The organism is Corynebacterium sp. HMSC077D03, from assembly GCF_001808545.1.
GTDB lineage: Bacteria > Actinomycetota > Actinomycetes > Mycobacteriales > Mycobacteriaceae > Corynebacterium > Corynebacterium simulans.
Genome location: NZ_KV793706.1, coordinates 245,924 through 265,218, shown reverse-complemented (window position 1 = coordinate 265,218; position 19,295 = coordinate 245,924). Strand labels below are relative to the sequence as shown.

Below are 19,295 nucleotides of genomic sequence, written 5' to 3'. Positions count from 1 at the left end.
GGAAGAATTCCTTTGTTCTATGTAACAGGCACGAACCGGTCAGCTTCTTCAAGGATGAAGGGGCGCTAGGGTCCTCTGTCTTAAACTGAAAAGGAAAAACAATGGCTAACCTCATTGACAAGGTAGATGCAGCACAGCTGCGTGACGATGTTCCAGACTTCCGCCCAGGCGATACCCTCGACGTAAACGTCAAGGTCATCGAGGGTAAGACCCAGCGTGTTCAGCTCTTTAAGGGCGTGTGCATCCGCCGCCAGGGCGCTGGCATCCGTGAGACCTTCACCGTCCGTAAGGTCTCCTTCGGCATCGGCGTTGAGCGTACCTTCCCGGTTCACTCCCCGAACATCGAGTCCATCCAGGTTGTACGCCGCGGCCGTGTCCGCCGTGCAAAGCTGTACTACCTGCGCGACCTGCGCGGCAAGAAGGCTCGCATCAAGGAGCGCCGCTAGTTCTAGCGCCGAAAGCGCCCGCCTCCGTTTTCGTTCCTCATTCGAGGTTCGAGAGGGAGAGTGGGCGCTTTTGCTATGTCTAGACTGTTAGGTCTGGACTGTTAGCTTTGCTCTAGTTTTCTTGGTTTTGGTGCTGCGTTTAAATCTGTGCTGAGCTGGTGCCCGGCTGCTGGGTGGAGCCCTGGGCCATTTGCTGCTCGGCGAGCATGTGCTTAATGTCTTGTTGGTCGCTCCTTACCTTTTTCGCCCACCAGACGACGCCCGCGACGATCGCAACGATGATCAGTAGCGGTACGAGTATGAAAAGAAGTTCAATTATTCCCAAAGACATAAACAGCACGCTACTACAGGCGAAAAAGTAATTCAATACTTTTTGATGGAAGTTTGCGGAGCTCGCGGGGGACTGATGGGGGATTCGGCGAACTTAGAGTTCGCTGAATGCTTTCGTCAGGGTACCGGTTTTCGGGCCCATTGTTGCTAGGATTTAGCCCGTGAATAACGAGAAGGAATTCGAAGACCATGGCGCAGACGTCGCGACTAGCGAGGCCAAGCCGGTAGAAGAAGTATCAGAGAAGAAAGAAAAGAAGGAGAAAAAGGAGCTGCCGTGGCTCCTGGAGACCCTTCTCATCATCCTCTGCGTATTGTGCGTGGTAGGCCTCGTACAAACCTTCATCGGCCGCCAATATGTCATTCCTTCTGGTTCGATGGAGCCAACCCTCCACGGCTGCGATGGCTGCACCAATGACCGCATCTTCACCGAGAAGATTTCCTACTACGGAGATAAGGGCCCAGAGCCTGGCGACGTCGTGGTGTTCAAGGGCACCGATGACTGGAACCGCAATTACCAGTCGCCGCGTTCTTCCAACGAGGTCATTCACAAGATTCAGGATGTACTGAGCTACGTCTCGCTGACCCCGCCGGATGAGAACACCTTGGTCAAGCGCGTCGTAGCTACGGGCGGCCAGACCGTGTCCTGTCAGGAGGGCGATCCAGCTGTGATGGTGGATGGCAAGCCGATTAACCAGGACTACGTCATGGATCCGCCAACCTACAAGGTTGACGAGAAGACCGGTTCCTATGCCTGCGGCGGTGCCTACTTTGGCCCAGTTACCGTTCCGGAAGGAAACATCTGGGTAATGGGCGATAACCGCACGGCTTCCGCGGACTCCCGCTATCACATGCAGGATCAGTACCAGGGCACCATTCCGGTAGAAAACGTCCGCGGCAAGGTCATGTTCGTGTTCTTCCCGTTCAACCACATCGGTGGGGTAGATGACCCAGACATCCAGGCCTAGAAAGCGGCGTCCCAACCTAGAAAACCGCGCCGTTGACCACGCCCCGGAAGAAGAGCGCGTGCGCGTGCGCGATCTTCTGCCTACGGTCATCGTGGTGTTTCTGGTCTTGGCTTTCGTACAGACGTTCATCGGGCGGATGTATCTGATTCCGTCGGCTTCGATGGAGCCGACGTTGCATGGCTGTGCGGGCTGTAAGAATGACCGTATCTTGGTCCAAAAACTCACCTATTACTTCTCTGATCCGCAGCCCGGTGATGTCGTGGTCTTCGCGGGCGCCGATTCCTGGAATTCCTCTTTCGAAATAAAACGCTCCGATAACGTGCTCGTTCGCGGCGTCGAAAATGCCGGCGCGGCTATCGGCTTGCTGCCTAATGGTGAAAACATTTTGGTCAAGCGTGTGATCGCTACCGAAGGTCAGACCGTTTCCTGCGAGGCAGGCGACCCGGCAGTGATGGTGGATGGCCAGCCCATCGACCAGTCTTATGTCAAAACCCCGCCAGAGATGCCGGTGGATACCGCAGCTGGCTCGGAGGCCTGCGGCGGCAGCTATTTTGGCCCCGTTACGGTCCCAGAGGGAAATATTTGGGTGATGGGTGATAATCGCACGAATTCGCTCGACTCCCGCGCGCACTTGGGCGATAACCTGCAGGGCACGATTCCGGTGGACAATGTTCGCGGCAAGGTAGAGGCAGTGGTTCTGCCGATTCCACGCGCACAGCTTATCGACGATCCCAAAATCCAACATGCGGCGGCTTAAACAACAGCGCACCTACGAAGTGGCCTTGAGTAAGGCTGGCCTGGGCCCGGTAGCCGGCGTCGATGAGGCCGGCCGCGGGGCGTGCTGCGGGCCGATTACTATCGCCGCGTGCATCCTGCCGGAGAAGATCGTTCCGGAGTTGGATAAGCTCACCGACTCTAAAAAGCTCACGCCCAAGACGCGGGAGAAGCTCTATCCCATCATCAAAGACAAGTCTCTGGCCTGGTCTGTGGTGCATATTGGGGCGGATGACATTGATTCTCGCGGCATCCAGCACGCTAACGTCTCTGGAATGCGCAGGGCGGTAGCGCGCCTGGAGGTGCGCCCGCACTACGTGCTTACCGACGCCCTGAAGATCCCCGGCATGCCCGCACCCCAGCTGCCCATGGTGGGCGGCGACGCCGCGGCGCGCTGCATTGCGGCTGCCAGCGTACTGGCGAAGGTCACGCGCGACCACGTTATGGATGAGCTCGATAGGCAGTATCCGGGCTATGGTCTGGGCTCGCACAAGGGCTATGGAACGGCTATTCATCAGGAAGCGATCGCCCAATTGGGTGCCTGCCCGGAACACCGGATGAGCTATCGCAACGTGGCACAAGCCCACGCGAAATTTCTCGCGCGCGCCTGAAACTGTTCAGGTGATTTCCGGGTTAAGCTAAGGCCCATTGACCCCACAACTTTGGAGGATTAGCAAGTGAGCGCCGAGGAACTCGACAACTACGAGGCGGAAGTAGAACTCTCCCTCTACCGCGAATATCGAGATGTTGTAAGCCAGTTCTCCTACGTAGTGGAAACCGAGCGCCGCTTCTACCTGGCGAACGCCGTGGAGCTCATCCCGCACACCTCGGGCCCGGATGTCTACTACGAGGTACGCATGTCTGATGCCTGGGTATGGGACATGTACCGCTCTGCTCGTTTCGTGCGCTACGTCCGCGTTATTACCTACAAGGACGTCAACATCGAGGAGCTGGATAAGCCAGACTTCCTCCTGCCGGAATAGTTATTTCCTTAAAATGTCAGCTCCTGAATAAGGCTGTGCTGGCTTAGCAAACGACACCATCTTTGCGCGCCCTGTCGCGGTAACTTGCCTGAGTCGCGGTGAGTTATCCACAGTTGGCGCGCTTTTTGCGTTTTGGGGCTAGCTATATTCTCTGCTTCTGCGCTGGACTAGGTCTTACAACGAGAAAGTTGATGCGGCTTTTGCGGCGTTTCAGCGGGTGTCACAGCCCGGGGTGCAGCGAAAGCTCGGAATTTGGGGGAGTAAAGCGTGCTTTTAAGGTCCAATAAGAACCAGGTTTTAGGAAAACGCGGAGAGGCATTTGCCGCGAAGTTTTATCGTGAGCGCGGCGGACAGGTGCTGGCCGCCAACGTGCATTATGCGGTGGGCGAGATTGACCTTATCGTGCAGGAGGGGGCCACGATTGTTTTCGTAGAAGTTAAGACTAGGGCCTCTGATGCTTTTGGGGTAGCCGAAGCCGTTACCCCGCGAAAGCTGGCGCGCATGCGCAAGGCTGCGGCGCAGTGGCTGCAGGATAAACCCTTGTCCGTAGTGCGCTTCGACGTCGTGGCGCTGGTGGCTTGCGGCCAGGGATTTGAGCTCACGCACTACGAAGGGGTGGAGCATGGCGCTCGGTAGATGCCATACGACGGCCCTCGAAGGCGTTACCGCGCACGTGGTCACGGTGGAAGCCAACGTGGGAACGGGGCTGCCGGGAGTGCAGGTGGTGGGCATGGCGGATACGGCGATCTCGGAATCGCGAGACCGCATCCGTACTGCGGTGGTTAACTCGCGGCTGCCGTGGGCGAAGACGCGCGTGGTGGTCTCAATGGCGCCGGCGGCTTTGCCGAAGTCAGGTGCACACTTTGACCTTCCCATGGCGTTGGCGATCTTGTCTGCACAGATGCCGCATAATGAACTCCTCGACAATGCGTTGGTGCTTGGTGAGTTGGGCTTGGATGGCAGCGTGCGCCCAGTATCTGGCATCATCCCAGCACTTCTAACGGCGCGGTCCCAGGGCTTCGACACCTTGGTGATCCCGCCGGGCAATGCGGCTGAGGCGACGCTGGTGCCGGATATGAACGTGCTGGTGGCGCACACGCTTGTCGATGCCTTCGCATGGGCATGCGGCAGCCGGGACTTGCCTTCGGCGCAGGGGATGGAAGTACCAGTACCCGCGTGCGAGGAGGTTCCAGACTTTCGCGACATCGCGGGCCAGAGGGAAGCGAAGTGGGCCGCAGAGGTTGCAGCCGCTGGCGGGCATCACCTGTTGATGGTGGGCCCGCCGGGATCAGGAAAATCGATGATTGCGGCACGTTTGCCTTCCATCCTGCCCAAGCTGAGCACCGATCAATCCGTCGAGGCCACAGCCATCCACTCTTTGGCGGGCACTCCCGGCGCGGTGGTCTCCCGTGCGCCGTTTATTGCGCCGCATTCCTCGGTCACGCGGGCAGCGCTGCTCGGCGGCGGTGCGGGGAATCCGCGGCCAGGCGCGGTGAGCTTGGCGCATCATGGGGTGCTGTTTCTCGACGAGGCCAGCGAAGTATCCGCGCGCGTATTGGACGGGCTGCGCGCTCCCTTGGAGGACGGGCACGTGACCATCTCGCGTGCGCGGCGCGAAGTTACCTTCCCGGCGCGTTTTCAGCTGGTGCTGGCCGCCAATCCATGCCGTTGTGCCGCTGAGGAGCCAAGCAAGTGCCGGTGTAGGGCGTCTGAGCGACGGAACTATCTCACAAATTTGTCGGGGCCGTTGCGTGACCGCTTGGATATGGTGGTGGATATATCGGGCCGGGCGGCGAGCTTGCATGCGGTGGATGAGGAGCCTTCGGCGGCAATCGCGGAAAGGGTCGCGCAAGCACGGGATCGAGCGAAGCAGCGCTGGCGCGGTGATGGACTTGCCGTTCACAATAACGGTGCGGTGCCAGCTTCGTATTTGCGGCGGAATCGTCCTGCGACGGAGACTGCAATGGCGATGCTTGCGGCCTATCTTGCAGATGGCGAGCTAAGCCAGCGCGGCGTTGACCGTGTACTACGCCTGGCGTGGACGCTGGCAGACCTTGATGGCAGCGCCCAGCCTGACATCGACCATGTGGGCAAGGCGCTAGACCTGCGAGGGGCGGGCGTGCTGGAAAGGCTCGCGGCATGAGTAGCTTAAATTTGTCTACTCCGCTGCATGCTTGGATCTATCTCAACCGAGTGGTGGAAGGTCCATCTCGTACCCTGCACGGTTTGTTGTCCCAGTACCCCGTGGATGAGGTGGCGCATGGTGTCTATCACGCGGCGGACTGGATTGGTGCGTTGCGCGATGAGACGACAAGTAGGAGGGACTGGCTGCGGCAGGACGAAGACTTGGCAGCGGCGCAGCGCGTGGGTGCGCGGCTGATTACTCCTGAGGATGCTGAATGGCCTCGGGAAGAATTCGCGCAGGCCTTCGGCTTCTATCAGGCAGGCGGCGCCGATGCCCCGGCGACCTTTGATAGCCAGGCCGTTCCACCGAATGCGCTGTGGGTGAAAGGCAAGTCCGTGCGCGAATGCGTGGCTCAGTCGGTAGCTCTCGTGGGAACACGCGCGATTAGTCGCTATGGCTGGGAGGTCTCCAAGTTGCTGGCTGGGGGCCTGGCCAGCCACCAATGGACCACGGTTTCGGGTGGGGCGCTGGGCGTGGATACGACTATCCATGAAGCAACTTTGGAAGCAGGCGGCCACACAGTCGCGGTTGCGCCATGCGGCATTGATGTTAACTATCCTGCGCGCAATGCGTCCTTGTTCGCGCGGATCGTGGAAAACGGATGCGTCATCTCCGAGTTCGCGCCGGGGACTACCCCGCAGCGTCATCGTTTCCTCACTCGCAACCGCTTGGTCGCGGCGCTTTCGGCCGGCACTGTGGTGGTAGAAGCCGCGTTTCGTTCAGGGGCTCTCAACACTTTGAACTGGGCGGAGGCGCTCGGCCGGGTAACCATGGCGGTGCCAGGGCCGGTCACCACAGCAGGCTCGTTGGGATGTCATCAACGCATCCAGGACCAGCGGGCACAGCTGGTGACATCGGTGGATGAGATTCGCGGGTTGGTGGGCAACGTCGGAAGTGTGGATGCGGCAGGGCAGTATGAGTTCGACTTTGCTCCGAGCAAGGTGCAGCAGCTATCTCGCAACGAGCTCAAGGTCTTTGATGCCGCGCCACAAAATAGCGAGGAAGGTGCAACCGCAGAAGACATCGCGCGACAAGCAGGCATGCGCGTGGCCTTGTGCGTCCACCTCTTGGTGGCTTTGCAGAAACAGGGGCTGGTTATACGCGAGGGCAAGCGTTGGCGGCGCAGCGAATGAGATACGAAGATAGAAAGGACAAAGGCGCTGCGCTAGACACGGGGATGTTGAGCCTTCTGCAACTGGAGTAGACTCCTGGGACATGACACGGAGCGCGGAGGAGCTATCTGGGCAGCTGGTAGAGGCAATCGAGGATTTCGCCGAGCACCAGCTGCTCATCCGTGGGCGTTCGCAGGCCACGGTGAAGGGATACCGCTCTGACCTTCGGGACTTAGCTCGTAGCGTTCCAGATTTTGCGAGTTTCGACCTGAACGCATTGCGCGCCTGGCTCGGTGAGGCTGTCACCGCCGGCAAGTCCCGAGCCACCTTGGCACGCCGCACCGCGGCGGTTCGAGCGTTTTCGACGTGGGCGGTGCGCGAAGGCCATCTTGGCTCGGACGTTGCAGCGCGCTTGGTGACTCCGAAGGTGGGCAAACACCTGCCTAAGGTTCTGGGGGAGAACGAAGCAGGGGAGCTCGTGGGCAATGCCGTCTCGGCCGACGAGGTTCATTTCCTGCGTGATAGTGCGATGCTGGAGCTGCTCTACGCCACCGGCATGCGTGTGGCAGAGCTTGCCGGCCTCGATATCGGTGACCTCGATCTGCGCCGGCAGACCGCGCGGGTTACCGGTAAAGGAAACAAACAGCGCGTGGTGCCTTTTGGAGAGGCAGCCGCTGATGCCTTGCGCACTTGGCTGGATAAGGGCCGCGCGCAATTGGCGGGGGAGACGGAAGCCGTCTTCGTGGGCACACGCGGTGGGCGTATTGACCAACGCCAGGTACGCCGCGTGGTGGAGAAAGCCGCACAGGTAACCGGCGCCAATGGGCTAAGCCCGCACAGCTTGCGGCACACAGCGGCGACCCACCTTCTAGAAGGCGGCGCAGACCTGCGCGTGGTGCAGGAGCTTTTGGGGCACTCGTCCTTGCAGACCACGCAGGTTTATACCCACGTTTCCGCACAGCGGCTCAAGGACGTTTACTCTAAGGCCCATCCACGGGCTTAAGCCGGATCACCGGGGCGTCGAGAAGCGAAAGCGGATCGATATACGTCTTTTCCGGGCCGTCGATAAGCGCGCCCCAGTGCAGGCCAGGCTTGCCGTCCACCGGTGGCGCTAACCTGCCAATGATTTGGCCCTCGCGGACCTTATCGCCCTTGGCCACATGCCCGAATACAGGCTGATAGGTCGTGCGCACGCCATCGGCATGTGCGATGGAAACTACGGGTTTGCCCGCCACCTTGCCAACAAAGTAGACCTCGCCGTCGCCAGCAGCGCGTACGTCAGAGCCAATCGAAAGCGCCAGATCCACACCGCGGTGACCAGCGCTCCACTTCTGTGCCGGTGGATCAAAACCTTCCAAAACCCGCGTTGCCATGGCAGCGCCCGTGGTGGGATCGACATATGCCCACGCGGTCGGCGTGTTGGGCGCGCCGAGAGCACAGGGAAGAATGACCAGTTGAAAGGCGCCGAGGCACAGAGCCAGCCAGCAGACATTTGGCTTCGTGCGTATCCAAGAAAAGTTCTTTGCGTTGAGTTTCATAGACCTAGTCTTTGCAATGGGGCAGTGGTGGCGAAAGAGATGATTAATGCGCTGTGAACAAACTGGGGTTAGTGGGGTGCATGTGAGCGATGTGGTGCCGTTTGGGGCCGCGTCAGCGAAAAATTGTGGAAAAACGCCACTCGTTTTGGACTAGTGCGCAGGATGCGGCTAGAATTTGCCCCAGCAGTGTGTCTGGCATGTTTAAAAACATTTCGATGCGCTGACTACGCGCGGCGAAGTCGTTGCTTCCTGGGTTAAGGAAGAAACAGCCCTGTGTTGACGCGGTCCCCACATGACGTGGGGTGTTGACCAGAGCCTTCGTTGCTAGGGTGCGGAATAAAACACCGCACATTTTCTTGCAAAACCGAAATAACAACAGAAAGCGAGCGAATCATGGCAGTTGTAACCATGCGCGAGCTCCTCGACGCTGGTGTGCACTTCGGCCACCAGACCCGTCGTTGGAACCCAAAGATGAAGCGATTCATCTTCACCGACCGTAACGGCATCTACATCATCGATCTTCAGCAGACCCTGACCTACATCGATGAGGCTTTCGAGTTCGTCAAGGAGACCGTTGCCCACGGCGGCACCATCCTCTTCGTCGGCACCAAGAAGCAGGCTCAGGAAGCAGTTGCTGAGGAAGCAACTCGCGTTGGCATGCCTTACGTCAACCACCGTTGGCTGGGCGGCATGCTCACCAACTTCCAGACCGTTTCCAAGCGTCTGAAGCGCATGAAGGAGCTTCAGGCAATGGACGCAGCTGAAGACGGCTACAAGGGCCGCACCAAGAAGGAAGTTCTCATGCTGACGCGCGAGCGCGTCAAGCTGGAGCGCGTTCTCGGTGGCATCTCCGAGATGACCAAGGCGCCTTCCGCACTGTGGATTGTTGACACCAACAAGGAGCACATCGCGGTTAAGGAAGCTCAGAAGCTGAACATCCCAGTTGTTGCCATCCTGGACACCAACTGCGATCCGGATGACGTTGACTTCCCGATCCCGGGCAACGACGACGCAATCCGCGCTACCAAACTGCTGTCCGGCATCATCGCCACCGCAGTTGAAGAGGGCAAGAAGGCCCGCGAGGAGCGCCAGCTGGCTGCAGCTAAGGAAGCTGCCGGCGACTCCGCTGAGAAGGAAGCTCGCGACGCAGCAGAGGCTGCTGCTTCCGACCCAGCATCTGCTGAGTCCGCAGAGTAAAAGACTTTAGGCTAAGCCCCCGCTACCGTTGGATTACGGCCGCGGGGGTTTATTCTTCTGTAAAAACTCACCCCCAAGGGCGGCGTAAAACGTTAGCGTCGAGTACGCTGTCACATCGAATACTGTTTGAAACCAAGGAGGATCGCCCGAACTATGGCGAACTACACTGCTGCAGACGTAAAGGCACTGCGCGAGGCTACCGGCTCCGGCATGCTTGATTGCAAGAAGGCACTCGACGAGTCCAACGGTGACTACGACAAGGCCGTAGAGTTCCTGCGCATCAAGGGCGCAAAGAACGTTTCCAAGCGCGCTGAGCGCGAGGCTACCGAGGGCCTCGTTGCTGTTTCCGGCAACACCATGGTCGAAATCAACTGCGAGACCGACTTCGTTGCAAAGAACGAGGCATTCAAGGCTTTCGCTACCAAGATCGCTGAGGCTGCTGGCGAGGCTAAGGTCAACTCCGGCGAGGAGCTGAACAACCTCGAGATCGACGGCAAGAAGGTTTCTGAGATCGTCGACGAAGAGTCCGCAAAGACCGGCGAGAAGCTGCAGGCACGCCGTGCAGTCACCCTCGAGGGCGACAACGTCGCTGTCTACCTGCACCAGCGTTCCGCTGACCTGCCGCCGGCAGTTGGCGTTCTCGTTTCCTACGAGGGCAACGCTGAGGGCGCACACGCTGTTGCTCTGCAGATCGCAGCTATGAACGCTGAGTACCTGACCCGCGAGGACGTTCCGGCTGAGGTCGTTGAGAAGGAGCGCGAGATCGCTGAGGCTACCACCCGCGAGGAGGGCAAGCCGGAAGCTGCTCTGCCGAAGATCGTGGAAGGTCGCCTGAACGGCTTCTACAAGTCCGTCGTTCTGCTTGAGCAGGCTGCACTGTCCGACTCCAAGAAGACCGTCAAGCAGGTTGCTGAGGAAGCTGGCACCACCATCAAGGGCTTCGTGCGTTATGAGGTCGGCGCCTAAGGCTTCGATTTAAAGCTGCTTGCTTTTTAGCTGCAGACTTTCTAGTGGTCCTGTCGCAATTGCGGCAGGACCATTTCGCGTTTTCTGTGCGGGTGGCATCCACCCCATTGAATATGAGCAATAGAGCTTGTGTGGGTAAGATGGAACGGACTTAAAAACGCCCGCATTAAGGAGACGATGAAGGCCGTGGCTAACCCTGACACCAAGCGAACCGGATACAAGCGCGTAATGCTTAAGCTGGGCGGTGAAATGTTCGGAGGTGGCAAGGTCGGCATCGACCCAGACGTTGTAGAAAACGTCGCCCAGCAGATCGCCGAGATTGCAAAGCAGGGCACCGAGGTCGCCGTAGTCATTGGCGGCGGCAACTTCTTCCGCGGCGCCGAGCTTTCCCAGCGCGGCATGGATCGCGCCCGTTCTGACTACATGGGCATGCTGGGCACCGTCATGAACTCCCTGGCACTGCAGGACTTCCTGAAGCAGCAGGGCGTCGATTGCCGCGTGCAGACCTCCATCAACATGGCTCAGATCGCAGAGCCTTACCTGCCGCTGCGCGCAGACCGCCACTTGGAAAAGGGCCGCGTGGTTATTTTCGGCGCTGGCATGGGCATGCCGTACTTTTCCACTGACACCACCGCCGCACAGCGCGCGCTGGAAATTGGGGCAGAGGTGCTCTTCCTCGCCAAGGCTGTCGACGGCGTCTATTCCGACGACCCACGCACCAACCCTGATGCGGAACTCTACTCCGAAATCACCCCGCGTGAGGTCATTGAGAAGGGGCTAAAGGTTGCAGACGCCACCGCGTTCAGCCTCTGCATGGATAATGACATGCCAATCCTGGTGTTCAACCTGCTGACTGAGGGCAACATCAAGCGCGCCGTCAACGGCGAGCAGATCGGCACCCTGGTTCAGTCCAAGGAAGACTAAGAAAGTACTTTAGGCCACGTCCTTCGCCCCAGAAGGCGTGCGATCCTGCTAGATTCAATCCCAGTTACTTTAAATTCGAAAAAGGGGAGTTTTAACCCAATGATCGACGAGATCCAGCTCGAAGCAGAAGAGCACATGACCGCTTCGGTGGAGCACACCCGCGAGCAGCTGGTCACCATCCGTACCGGCCGCGCAAACCCGGCTATGTTCAACGGCTTGGTTGCTGAGTACTACGGTGCGCCGACCCCGATCACCCAGATGGCTACCATCTCCGTTCCGGAACCACGCATGATGCTCATCAAGCCTTATGAGCAGTCCATGATCCAAGAGATCGAAAACGCTATCCGCAATTCCGACTTGGGCGTTAACCCAACCAACGACGGCCACGTTCTGCGCGTAACCATCCCGCAGCTGACCGAGGAGCGCCGCCGCGACCTCGTCAAGCAGGCAAAGGGCAAGGGCGAAGACGGAAAGATTGCTATCCGCAACATCCGCCGCAAGGCCATGGACCAGCTGAAGAAGCTGCAGAAGGACGGCGACGCCGGCGAGGACGAAGTCGTTGCAGCCGAAAAGGAAATGGAAAAGACCACCGCGGGTTATATCGACCAGGTGGACAAGCTCGTTGCCAACAAGGAAAACGAGTTGATGGAGGTCTAAGCACCTCGAACCTGGCCGCCGGGCACTTTCAGCTCGGCGGCGCTTTTTTGTGAGTATCCCATCTTCCTGTGGAAGGAGCGCGCGTGACTAGCGAGTCGAATCGTCGTCTGCCCAAGCCGAAGAACGGCGCGGGCCGTGACCTGCCTGCGGCGGTCGGGGTAGGCGTGGGCCTTGGCGCACTCGTTGTCTTTGCCGTCTGGGCCGGTGCCTTTGCTTGGTACATGGTCGTGGCAGTAGCCGTCGCTATCGCAATGTGGGAAGTACTCACGCGCCTGCGCGAGCATTCCTTTTTTATGCCTCGCACCCTGCTCATCGTCTTGGGCCAGGCGATGCTTTGGGTCTCCTGGCCGCTGGGAGCCCCCGGCCTCGTAGCGGTCTACGTCGTCGCCGTCTTGGCGCTCATGTTTGGCCGTCTCTTCCACAACGGCCGGCATCGCCCGCCGATTAACTATCTGCGCGATATGTCCGTGGGACTTTTCGTCCTGACCTGGATTCCCTTGTTTGCCACGTTTGCGGCGATGCTGTCTCGCGTGGAGACCCCGTTCGCCTCTGGCGCGGCGTCGATTGTGGCCTTCATGCTCTGTGTCGTGGCCTCTGACACCGGCGGCTACGTAGCCGGCGTGATGTTCGGCTCGCACCCCATGGCTCCTGCGGTAAGCCCCAAGAAGTCGTGGGAAGGTTTTATCGGCTCGGTCATCTTTGGCGTTGCCACCGGTGCCCTTAGCGTGAAGCTGCTGCTGCACCACGATGCATGGGTAGGCGGCCTGATGGGCTTGGGGCTGGTGTTCTGCGCCACCTTGGGCGACCTCGTGGAATCCCAATTTAAGCGCGAGCTGGGCATCAAGGACATGTCCCAGATTCTTCCCGGCCACGGCGGCCTGATGGACCGCCTCGACGGCATGCTTCCTTCCGCCATGGTGACCTGGGTGGCCGTGAACTTCTTGGCTAATTTCCACGGTTTCTAAATTTTTAGCCGAAGGCAAAACCAAAAAGACTCCTCCCTCTCTTCCGGCCACGCGTCGAGCGTGACTTAAGAAGATGCGGGAGGAGATTTTTAATGTATTAGTGTTTGGCTCGCTGGGTATTTAGCGGTTGCGTGCCTTGGCCTGCTTGCGCACCTGGCGGCGCAGCTCGAACATGCGCCACATGCCAACCAGTGCCATGATCAGTGCGCCGGCGATGGCGAAGATGAGGTAGGCGATGCCAGCCGGGAATTCGCCCGACCAGTTCAGGAAGTTCATCGGCACCTTCTGCTGGTTCTGCAGGATAAAGACGATGAGGACGATGAGCAGCAGGAATCCCACGATCAGTGCGGCCCAGGTGGAAGCTGCGAAAGATCCTTTGACCTTCGTGTCCTCTTGCTGGGAGTAAGTGGACTCAACTTCGGTGTGCGTGCCAGTGGTGTTATCAGCGGTGGTCTCTGGCGCGTAGGCGGTCTCGTCTGCGGGGAATTCGTTTTGTGTCATATGTCTATTTAATCCTGCGAGCTGTCGATTGTGCCACTTCGCCTCGGTTTCAATTGGGTAAAAGTGCCGAAAACGTGGAAAAATGGGCGGAACCATGGCTGAAGCATTGAAACTTAATTTCTCCGCCCCTCGGCGCGGTTTGCCGCCGAAGCACTTCGCGGATCTGTCCCACGACGAGCGCATTGACGTCCTCGCGGAAATTGGCCTGCCTAAGTTCCGCGCGAACCAGCTGGCAAAGCACTACTACGTACACCGCACCGCGGATGTCTCCGAGATGACGGACATCCCGGCCGGCAAGCGTGAGGAAGTCCAGGAGCGTCTCTTCCCAACGCTGATGACTCCCATCCGCCAGACCTCCACGGATGACGGGGAGACCACCAAGTCCCTGTGGCGCCTGCACGATGGCACCATGCTCGAGTCTGTGCTCATGCGCTACCCGGGCCGCGCCACCTTGTGTATTTCTTCCCAGGCCGGCTGCGGCATGGCGTGCCCGTTCTGCGCTACCGGTCAGGGCGGCCTCGACCGCAACCTGTCCACCGCAGAGATCGTGGAGCAGTTCCGCCACGCCGCCAAGCTCATGGAGGAAGAAGGCGGCCGCCTGTCCAACGTGGTGTTCATGGGTATGGGCGAGCCGCTGGCCAACTACAAGCGCGTGGTCCACGCCGTGCGCCAGATCACCGGCCAGGACTTGGCGGGCTTTGGCCTTTCCCAGCGCAACGTGACGGTTTCCACCGTGGGACTTGCTCCAGCTATCCGCAAGCTTGCCGACGAAGACCTCTCCTGCACCCTGGCAGTCTCCCTGCACACTCCAGACGATGAGCTGCGTGATTCCCTGGTTCCGGTCAACAACCGCTGGCCGGTCGAGGAGGTCCTCGACGCCGCCCGTTACTACGCTGATAAGTCCGGCCGTCGCGTCTCCATCGAGTACGCGCTTATCCGTGACAAGAATGATCAGGACTTCCGCGCCGACATGCTGGGGCAGAAGCTGCACCGCGCGCTCGGCTCCAAGGTGCACGTCAACGTCATCCCGCTGAACCCAACCCCGGGCTCCGAGTGGGACGCCGCGCCGAAGGCCCGCCAGGACGAGTTCGTCCGCCGTGTCATCGCTCAAGGCGTGCCGTGCACCGTCCGCGATACCAAGGGCGATAAAATCGCCGCCGCCTGCGGCCAGCTCGCTGCCGACGAGCGCGAGTCCGCCTAAAGCTCGGCCCAGCCGCCCAAGCCATTCACGCCGCCCAACCCATTTACGCCGCCCAATCCATTTACGCCGCCCCAAGCTCGCCTTGGGCGGCGCTTCAGCTATAAAGCGCATAAAAATCTCCCCGTCACCCAACAGCAACGTGGGTGGCGGGGAGTATTTCGCGTATGCGCTTAGTGCATTGCCTTGCGGGCTGCACGAGCGGTGCCGCGCTCGACGCGCAGGTGGGAAACGCGAGCCGGGTCGATGTTCAGGGCGCGCAGCTCTGCGTCGCTAAGCTCAGCGTAGGAGCCGGAAACCGTCTTCTGGTCATATACCCAGTCCGGCTCAACGTGGCCAACCGGCTGGTTGCGAGCGGTGACGGTGCGCACCTGAGAGAGGTTCGGGCGCAGGGCGAAGATGATAAGGCCCAGAGCAAGAACGACGGCAAGAGCGATGAGCCAGACGGTCTCAACGTGGCCCTTGTGGTTACCGAAGTTGTAGGCCAGCAGGAAGAGTACAGAAATCCAGCCAGCGATCTGAACGCCAGAGCGGCTGATGCGGGACCAACCAAAACCTGCGGACGGGACGTCCTCAGTGGAAACGCCGTCGAAAACCTGCGGTGCCGGCTTGTGGGAAGACACTTGCTCTCCTTTGCGTGTACATGGCGCACTCTGCGCGCGCACATGAAATGCCATTTATTCTGTGTAGTAGTTTAAATCATCCTCGCCGCGTTAGCGAAGAAACACCCCCGGCAATTTCGCTCACCCTATTTTGGCCGCGGCTCGCTAGGGTTGGAGAGGTGAGTACACAGCGCATTCTTATTCTCGGGTCCACGGGCTCCATCGGCACCCAGGCACTGGAAGTTATCGCCGATAACCCGGATAAATTCCAAGTAGTCGGCATCGCCGCGGGCGGTTCCAACCCGCAATTAGTGATAGAGCAGGCCCGTGCTCTCAATCTTTCGTTTGACCACGTGGCGGTGGCTAGTGAGCAGGCTGCACGCGAAGTCTCCGCAGCCTTGGGAGGCCCGGTGCGCACGGGCGCGGATGCCGCTGAGCAGTTGGTGCGCGAAGTCGAAGCAGACAAGGTGCTCAACGCCTTGGTGGGCTCGATGGGCCTGCGCTCTACCATCGCCACGCTGGAGCAGGGGGCGTTTCTTGCTCTGGCCAATAAAGAATCTCTGGTGGCCGGCGGCCATATTGTCACCCGCATGGCAAAGCCGGGCCAGATCATCCCGGTCGATTCCGAGCATTCCGCCATGGCGCAGTGCCTGCGATCCGGCGCGGAAGGGGAGCTGGACAAGCTCGTGTTGACGGCTTCGGGTGGCCCTTTCCGTGGCCGCACGCGTGAGGAGATGTGGGACGTGACCCCGCAGCAAGCGGCGCAGCACCCCACGTGGTCCATGGGGCAGATGAATACGCTTAATTCCGCGACCTTAATTAATAAGGGCTTGGAGCTTATCGAGGCAACCTTGCTCTTCGACATTGCCCCCGAGCGCATCGACGTTACGGTGCACCCGCAGTCCATCATTCATTCCATGGCTACTTTCAAGGATGGCTGCACCATTGCTCAGGCATCGCCGCCTTCGATGAAGCTGCCGATTTCCCTGGCGCTGGATTGGCCGCATCGCGTGCCCGGTGCGCAGCCGGCACTCGATTTTTCCAAGGCGCACGATTGGCACTTTGAGCCGCTTGACGACGCCGCGTTCCCCGCCGTTTCCCTTGCCCGTGCCGCGGCGGAGGCGGGTGGCACGCATCCGGCGGTCTACAACGCCGCGAACGAGGAGGCTGCGGCGGCTTTCTTGGCAGGCCGCATCCACTTCCCAGAGATCGTCGACGTGGTTGACAAGGTCGTGGGGGAGGCCTCCCAGTTCGCTGGTGTACCCTCATCCGTCGAGGATGTAATCGCCGTTGAGGGCGAGGCCCGCCGGCGCGCAAACGCGCTGGTGGACACTTTGGCTAACTAGAAAGCTTTCACCACTATGGCAAATATCCTGGGCATCGTTTTATTCGCCCTGGGAATCGGTATCACCGTTGCTTTGCACGAGGCTGGACACATGTTCAGCGCTCGTGCTTTTGGCATGCGTGTGCGCCGTTTCTACATCGGCTTTGGCCCCAAGATCGCGAGCTTTACTCGCGGGCACACCGAGTACGGCCTAGCGGCCTTCCCGGTGGGCGGTTTCTGCGACATCGCGGGCATGACGGAACAAGATGACTTCCTCACGGAGGAGGAAGAGCCGCATGCGATGTACAAAAAGCCGGCATGGCAGCGCGTCATCGTGATGGCTGGCGGCATCATGGTCAACCTCTTTTTGGGTTTTGTCATCTTGCTGCTCATCGCCATGACGGCGGGCATTCCGAACCCGGATGCAGACGTGCGCCCACGAGTGGGCGAGGTGGTTTGCTCGGCAGAGCAGAACCAGCAGGGCGAGTTTGCGGACTGCCAGGGCGAGGGGCCTGCGGGCAAGGCTGGAGTGAAGGTCGGCGACATCGTCGTGGCCTTGGACGGCAAGCCTTTGGAAAGCTTTGCGCAGCTGCGTGAGGAGGTCTTCCCGCGCCCGGGGGAGAAGGTGCAACTCGAGGTCGAGCGCGATGGCCAGCACAAGACGCTGGAGATCACTCTGGATTCGGTCAAGCGTTTGAATCAGGAGGGCGCGCTTGTCGACGCCGGCTCCATCGGCCTGGTCAACCAGCCGGTAGATACCACGGAAAAGCATGACTTTATCGGCGCCTTCCCGGCCACGGCGCGTTATGCGGGCTATGTCTTAGACGCGACTGTCGACGGCATCATTCAGTTCCCGGCCAAGGTACCTGGGGTAGTGGCCTCCATCTTTGGTCACGAGCGCGATGTCAACGGTCCGATGTCCGTGGTTGGCGCTTCCCGGGTAGGCGGCGAGCTGGTGGAGCGTAGCCTGTGGTCGACCTTCTTCATGATGCTGGCGACGCTGAACTTCTTCCTGGCTTTGTTCAACCTCATTCCGCTGCCGCCTTTTGATGGCGGTCACATTGCGGTCATCATTTATGAAAAGATTCGCGACGCCATCCGCCGCTTGCTTGGCAAGGAGCCGAAGGGTCCGGCCGACTACACAGCCTTGATGCCTATTACTTATGCCATCGCGGCCGTGTTGATGGTGGTTGGTGCGCTCATCATCGTCGCCGATGTGGTCAACCCGATCCGCCTCTTCGGCTAAGCCTCTTCGGCTTAGCGCTATTGCTCGTCCCGGGCGCAGGGCGGGCATGAGTCTAGGCACTAAGCGGTGCTAAAGTGGTGACGTTAAATCCCCATTTGAATTCCATGCTTGGTTAAGGAGCATTCATGTCGACCCCAATCGGTCTTGGTATCCCAGACGGCCCACCTCCTACCTTGGCTCCGCGACGCAAAACGCGTCAGCTTTTCGTAGGCCCTGTTGGCGTTGGCTCCGAGCACCCGATTTCGGTGCAGTCCATGACCACCACCAAGACCCACGACGTTAACGCCACGCTGCAGCAGATTGCGCAGCTGACCGCCACCGGTTGTGACATCGTGCGCGTTGCTTGCCCGAAGCCAGTCGACGCTGAGGCGCTGCCTGCGATTGCGAAGAAGTCCCCGATCCCGGTCATCGCGGATATCCACTTCCAGCCGAAGTACATCTTCCAGGCCATCGATGCCGGCTGCGCGGCTATCCGCGTGAACCCTGGTAACATCAAGGAGTTCGACGGCCGCGTCAAGGAAGTTGCTAAGGCAGCCGGTGACGCTGGCATCCCGATCCGCATCGGCGTCAACGGCGGTTCCCTGGATAAGCGCCTGCTCGAAAAGTACGGCAAGGCCACCCCAGAGGCTCTCGTCGAGTCCGCTATCTGGGAGGCTGGCCTCTTTGAGGAGTATGGCTTCGGCGACATCGCAATTTCCGTGAAGCACTCTGACCCAGTCCTGATGGTTGAGGCTTATCGCCAGCTGGCTGCGAAGACCGATTACCCGCTGCACCTCGGCGTTACCGAGGCAGGCCCGAAGTTCATGGGCACCATCAAGTCCTCCGTGGCTTTCGGCGCCCTGCTTTCTGAGGGCATTGGCGATACCATCCGCGTTTCGCTTTCCGCCGATCCGGTTGAGGAAATCAAGGTTGGTGACCAGATTCTGCAGTCGCTAAACCTGCGTCCACGCAAGCTGGAGATCGTCTCCTGCCCGTCCTGTGGCCGTGCCCAGGTGGACGTTTATAAGCTCGCCGAGGAAGTTACCGCTGGTCTCGAGGGCATGGAGTTCCCGCTGCGCGTGGCTGTTATGGGTTGTGTTGTTAACGGCCCAGGTGAGGCGCGCGATGCTGACTTGGGTGTTGCTTCCGGCAACGGCAAGGGTCAGATCTTTGTCAAGGGCGAGGTCATCAAGACTGTCCCTGAGTCCCAGATTGTGGAAACCCTCATCGAGGAAGCAATGCGCATTGCTGACGAGGAAGGCTTGGAGGCCGTCGAGGGTGCCAAGGCTGAGGTCCGCGTAACCCGCTAGAGCCCACAGAAAACTCAGCATAAAACACGATAAAAATTGTCCGCTTCACACTTCGGTGTGGGGCGGACTTTTTGTCTCTTTCGGCTGCTAGTA

Annotated in this window: 22 protein-coding genes; 18 read left to right on the top strand and 4 right to left on the bottom strand. The window is 59.7% G+C overall.

Annotation, left to right across the window (positions count from 1 at the left end; genetic code table 11):
* Positions 1–101 precede the first annotated feature (101 nt).
* Positions 102–446, top strand: coding sequence for a 50S ribosomal protein L19 (gene rplS / locus HMPREF2888_RS11700; protein ID WP_005528888.1), 345 nt, complete (start codon positions 102–104; stop codon positions 444–446).
* A gap of 139 nt (positions 447–585) precedes the next feature.
* Here the strand turns inward: rplS and HMPREF2888_RS11695 are convergent, their stop codons facing one another.
* On the bottom strand, positions 586–777 hold the full coding sequence (locus HMPREF2888_RS11695) for a hypothetical protein (RefSeq protein WP_141744865.1): 192 nt from the start codon (positions 775–777) through the stop codon (positions 586–588).
* 160 nt (positions 778–937) lie between these two features.
* On the opposite strand from HMPREF2888_RS11695, the gene lepB (HMPREF2888_RS11690) reads away from it, so the two are divergent.
* The 8 genes from lepB (HMPREF2888_RS11690) to HMPREF2888_RS11655 all read left to right on the top strand — a co-directional run bounded on the left by lepB (HMPREF2888_RS11690) (position 938) and on the right by HMPREF2888_RS11655 (position 7,798).
* Positions 938–1,741 carry a signal peptidase I gene (lepB, locus tag HMPREF2888_RS11690; RefSeq protein WP_061923229.1) on the top strand — a complete coding sequence of 268 codons (804 nt, stop codon included), beginning with the start codon at positions 938–940 and terminating at the stop codon, positions 1,739–1,741.
* On the top strand, positions 1,719–2,498 hold the full coding sequence (lepB, locus tag HMPREF2888_RS11685) for a signal peptidase I (RefSeq protein WP_070518837.1): 780 nt from the start codon (positions 1,719–1,721) through the stop codon (positions 2,496–2,498). The genes lepB (HMPREF2888_RS11690) and lepB (HMPREF2888_RS11685) overlap by 23 nt, the downstream gene beginning before the upstream one ends.
* A complete protein-coding gene (locus HMPREF2888_RS11680; RefSeq protein ID WP_070518836.1) occupies positions 2,485–3,126 on the top strand; it encodes a ribonuclease HII in 642 nt (213 codons plus the stop codon). The genes lepB (HMPREF2888_RS11685) and HMPREF2888_RS11680 overlap by 14 nt, the downstream gene beginning before the upstream one ends.
* A gap of 66 nt (positions 3,127–3,192) precedes the next feature.
* Positions 3,193–3,498: a DUF2469 domain-containing protein gene (locus tag HMPREF2888_RS11675; RefSeq protein ID WP_061923219.1), complete on the top strand. Its 306-nt coding sequence runs from the start codon at positions 3,193–3,195 to the stop codon at positions 3,496–3,498.
* Between the two features lie 267 nt (positions 3,499–3,765).
* A complete protein-coding gene (locus HMPREF2888_RS11670; protein ID WP_070518835.1) occupies positions 3,766–4,134 on the top strand; it encodes a YraN family protein in 369 nt (122 codons plus the stop codon).
* Positions 4,121–5,641 carry a YifB family Mg chelatase-like AAA ATPase gene (locus HMPREF2888_RS11665; RefSeq protein WP_070518834.1) on the top strand — a complete coding sequence of 507 codons (1,521 nt, stop codon included), beginning with the start codon at positions 4,121–4,123 and terminating at the stop codon, positions 5,639–5,641. Before HMPREF2888_RS11670 ends, HMPREF2888_RS11665 begins: the two co-directional genes overlap by 14 nt.
* Positions 5,638–6,816: a DNA-processing protein DprA gene (dprA, locus tag HMPREF2888_RS11660; protein WP_070518833.1), complete on the top strand. Its 1,179-nt coding sequence runs from the start codon at positions 5,638–5,640 to the stop codon at positions 6,814–6,816. Before HMPREF2888_RS11665 ends, dprA begins: the two co-directional genes overlap by 4 nt.
* Before the next feature lie 82 nt (positions 6,817–6,898).
* Positions 6,899–7,798: a tyrosine recombinase XerC gene (locus HMPREF2888_RS11655; protein WP_061923208.1), complete on the top strand. Its 900-nt coding sequence runs from the start codon at positions 6,899–6,901 to the stop codon at positions 7,796–7,798.
* On the opposite strand, the gene HMPREF2888_RS11650 is transcribed toward HMPREF2888_RS11655, so the two are convergent.
* Entirely contained in the window at positions 7,776–8,333 is a 558-nt protein-coding gene (locus HMPREF2888_RS11650; protein ID WP_083296655.1) for a M23 family metallopeptidase, read from the bottom strand. The genes HMPREF2888_RS11655 and HMPREF2888_RS11650 overlap by 23 nt on opposite strands.
* 393 nt (positions 8,334–8,726) lie before the next feature.
* Here HMPREF2888_RS11650 and rpsB point away from each other — a divergent pair, with 393 nt between their 5' ends.
* The 5 genes from rpsB (at position 8,727) to HMPREF2888_RS11625 (ending at position 13,042) form a co-directional block, all read left to right on the top strand.
* Positions 8,727–9,530, top strand: a complete 804-nt coding sequence (gene rpsB, locus HMPREF2888_RS11645; RefSeq protein ID WP_070518832.1) for a 30S ribosomal protein S2 — start codon at positions 8,727–8,729, stop codon at positions 9,528–9,530.
* 153 nt (positions 9,531–9,683) lie between these two features.
* The gene (gene tsf / locus HMPREF2888_RS11640) at positions 9,684–10,496 is read left to right on the top strand and encodes a translation elongation factor Ts (RefSeq protein WP_061923201.1); all 813 of its coding nucleotides are present in this window, start codon (positions 9,684–9,686) and stop codon (positions 10,494–10,496) included.
* Between the two features lie 177 nt (positions 10,497–10,673).
* Positions 10,674–11,420 (top strand): UMP kinase, encoded by a 747-nt coding sequence (pyrH, locus tag HMPREF2888_RS11635; protein ID WP_061923198.1) that lies wholly within the window; start codon positions 10,674–10,676, stop codon positions 11,418–11,420.
* A 99-nt stretch (positions 11,421–11,519) separates the two neighbouring features.
* Positions 11,520–12,077, top strand: coding sequence for a ribosome recycling factor (gene frr / locus HMPREF2888_RS11630; protein WP_061923195.1), 558 nt, complete (start codon positions 11,520–11,522; stop codon positions 12,075–12,077).
* An 83-nt stretch (positions 12,078–12,160) separates the two neighbouring features.
* Positions 12,161–13,042 carry a phosphatidate cytidylyltransferase gene (locus HMPREF2888_RS11625; protein WP_179294363.1) on the top strand — a complete coding sequence of 294 codons (882 nt, stop codon included), beginning with the start codon at positions 12,161–12,163 and terminating at the stop codon, positions 13,040–13,042.
* Between the two features lie 120 nt (positions 13,043–13,162).
* On the opposite strand, the gene HMPREF2888_RS11620 is transcribed toward HMPREF2888_RS11625, so the two are convergent.
* On the bottom strand, positions 13,163–13,543 hold the full coding sequence (locus HMPREF2888_RS11620; RefSeq protein WP_061923193.1) for a LapA family protein: 381 nt from the start codon (positions 13,541–13,543) through the stop codon (positions 13,163–13,165).
* Positions 13,544–13,637: 94 nt separating this feature from the next.
* Here HMPREF2888_RS11620 and rlmN point away from each other — a divergent pair, with 94 nt between their 5' ends.
* Entirely contained in the window at positions 13,638–14,744 is a 1,107-nt protein-coding gene (gene rlmN, locus HMPREF2888_RS11615) for a dual-specificity RNA methyltransferase RlmN (RefSeq protein ID WP_070518869.1), read from the top strand.
* A 170-nt stretch (positions 14,745–14,914) separates the two neighbouring features.
* Here rlmN and HMPREF2888_RS11610 read toward each other — a convergent pair whose 3' ends face one another.
* The gene (locus HMPREF2888_RS11610; RefSeq protein ID WP_070518831.1) at positions 14,915–15,364 is read right to left on the bottom strand and encodes a DUF2631 domain-containing protein; all 450 of its coding nucleotides are present in this window, start codon (positions 15,362–15,364) and stop codon (positions 14,915–14,917) included.
* A 158-nt stretch (positions 15,365–15,522) separates the two neighbouring features.
* On the opposite strand from HMPREF2888_RS11610, the gene dxr reads away from it, so the two are divergent.
* The 3 genes from dxr (at position 15,523) to ispG (ending at position 19,202) form a co-directional block, all read left to right on the top strand.
* Positions 15,523–16,689: a 1-deoxy-D-xylulose-5-phosphate reductoisomerase gene (gene dxr, locus HMPREF2888_RS11605; RefSeq protein ID WP_061923187.1), complete on the top strand. Its 1,167-nt coding sequence runs from the start codon at positions 15,523–15,525 to the stop codon at positions 16,687–16,689.
* A 15-nt stretch (positions 16,690–16,704) separates the two neighbouring features.
* Positions 16,705–17,913 (top strand): M50 family metallopeptidase, encoded by a 1,209-nt coding sequence (locus tag HMPREF2888_RS11600; RefSeq protein ID WP_070518830.1) that lies wholly within the window; start codon positions 16,705–16,707, stop codon positions 17,911–17,913.
* 125 nt (positions 17,914–18,038) lie between these two features.
* Complete coding sequence (gene ispG, locus HMPREF2888_RS11595) at positions 18,039–19,202, top strand: flavodoxin-dependent (E)-4-hydroxy-3-methylbut-2-enyl-diphosphate synthase (RefSeq protein WP_061923181.1); 1,164 nt, start codon at positions 18,039–18,041, stop codon at positions 19,200–19,202.
* Positions 19,203–19,295: the final 93 nt, after the last annotated feature.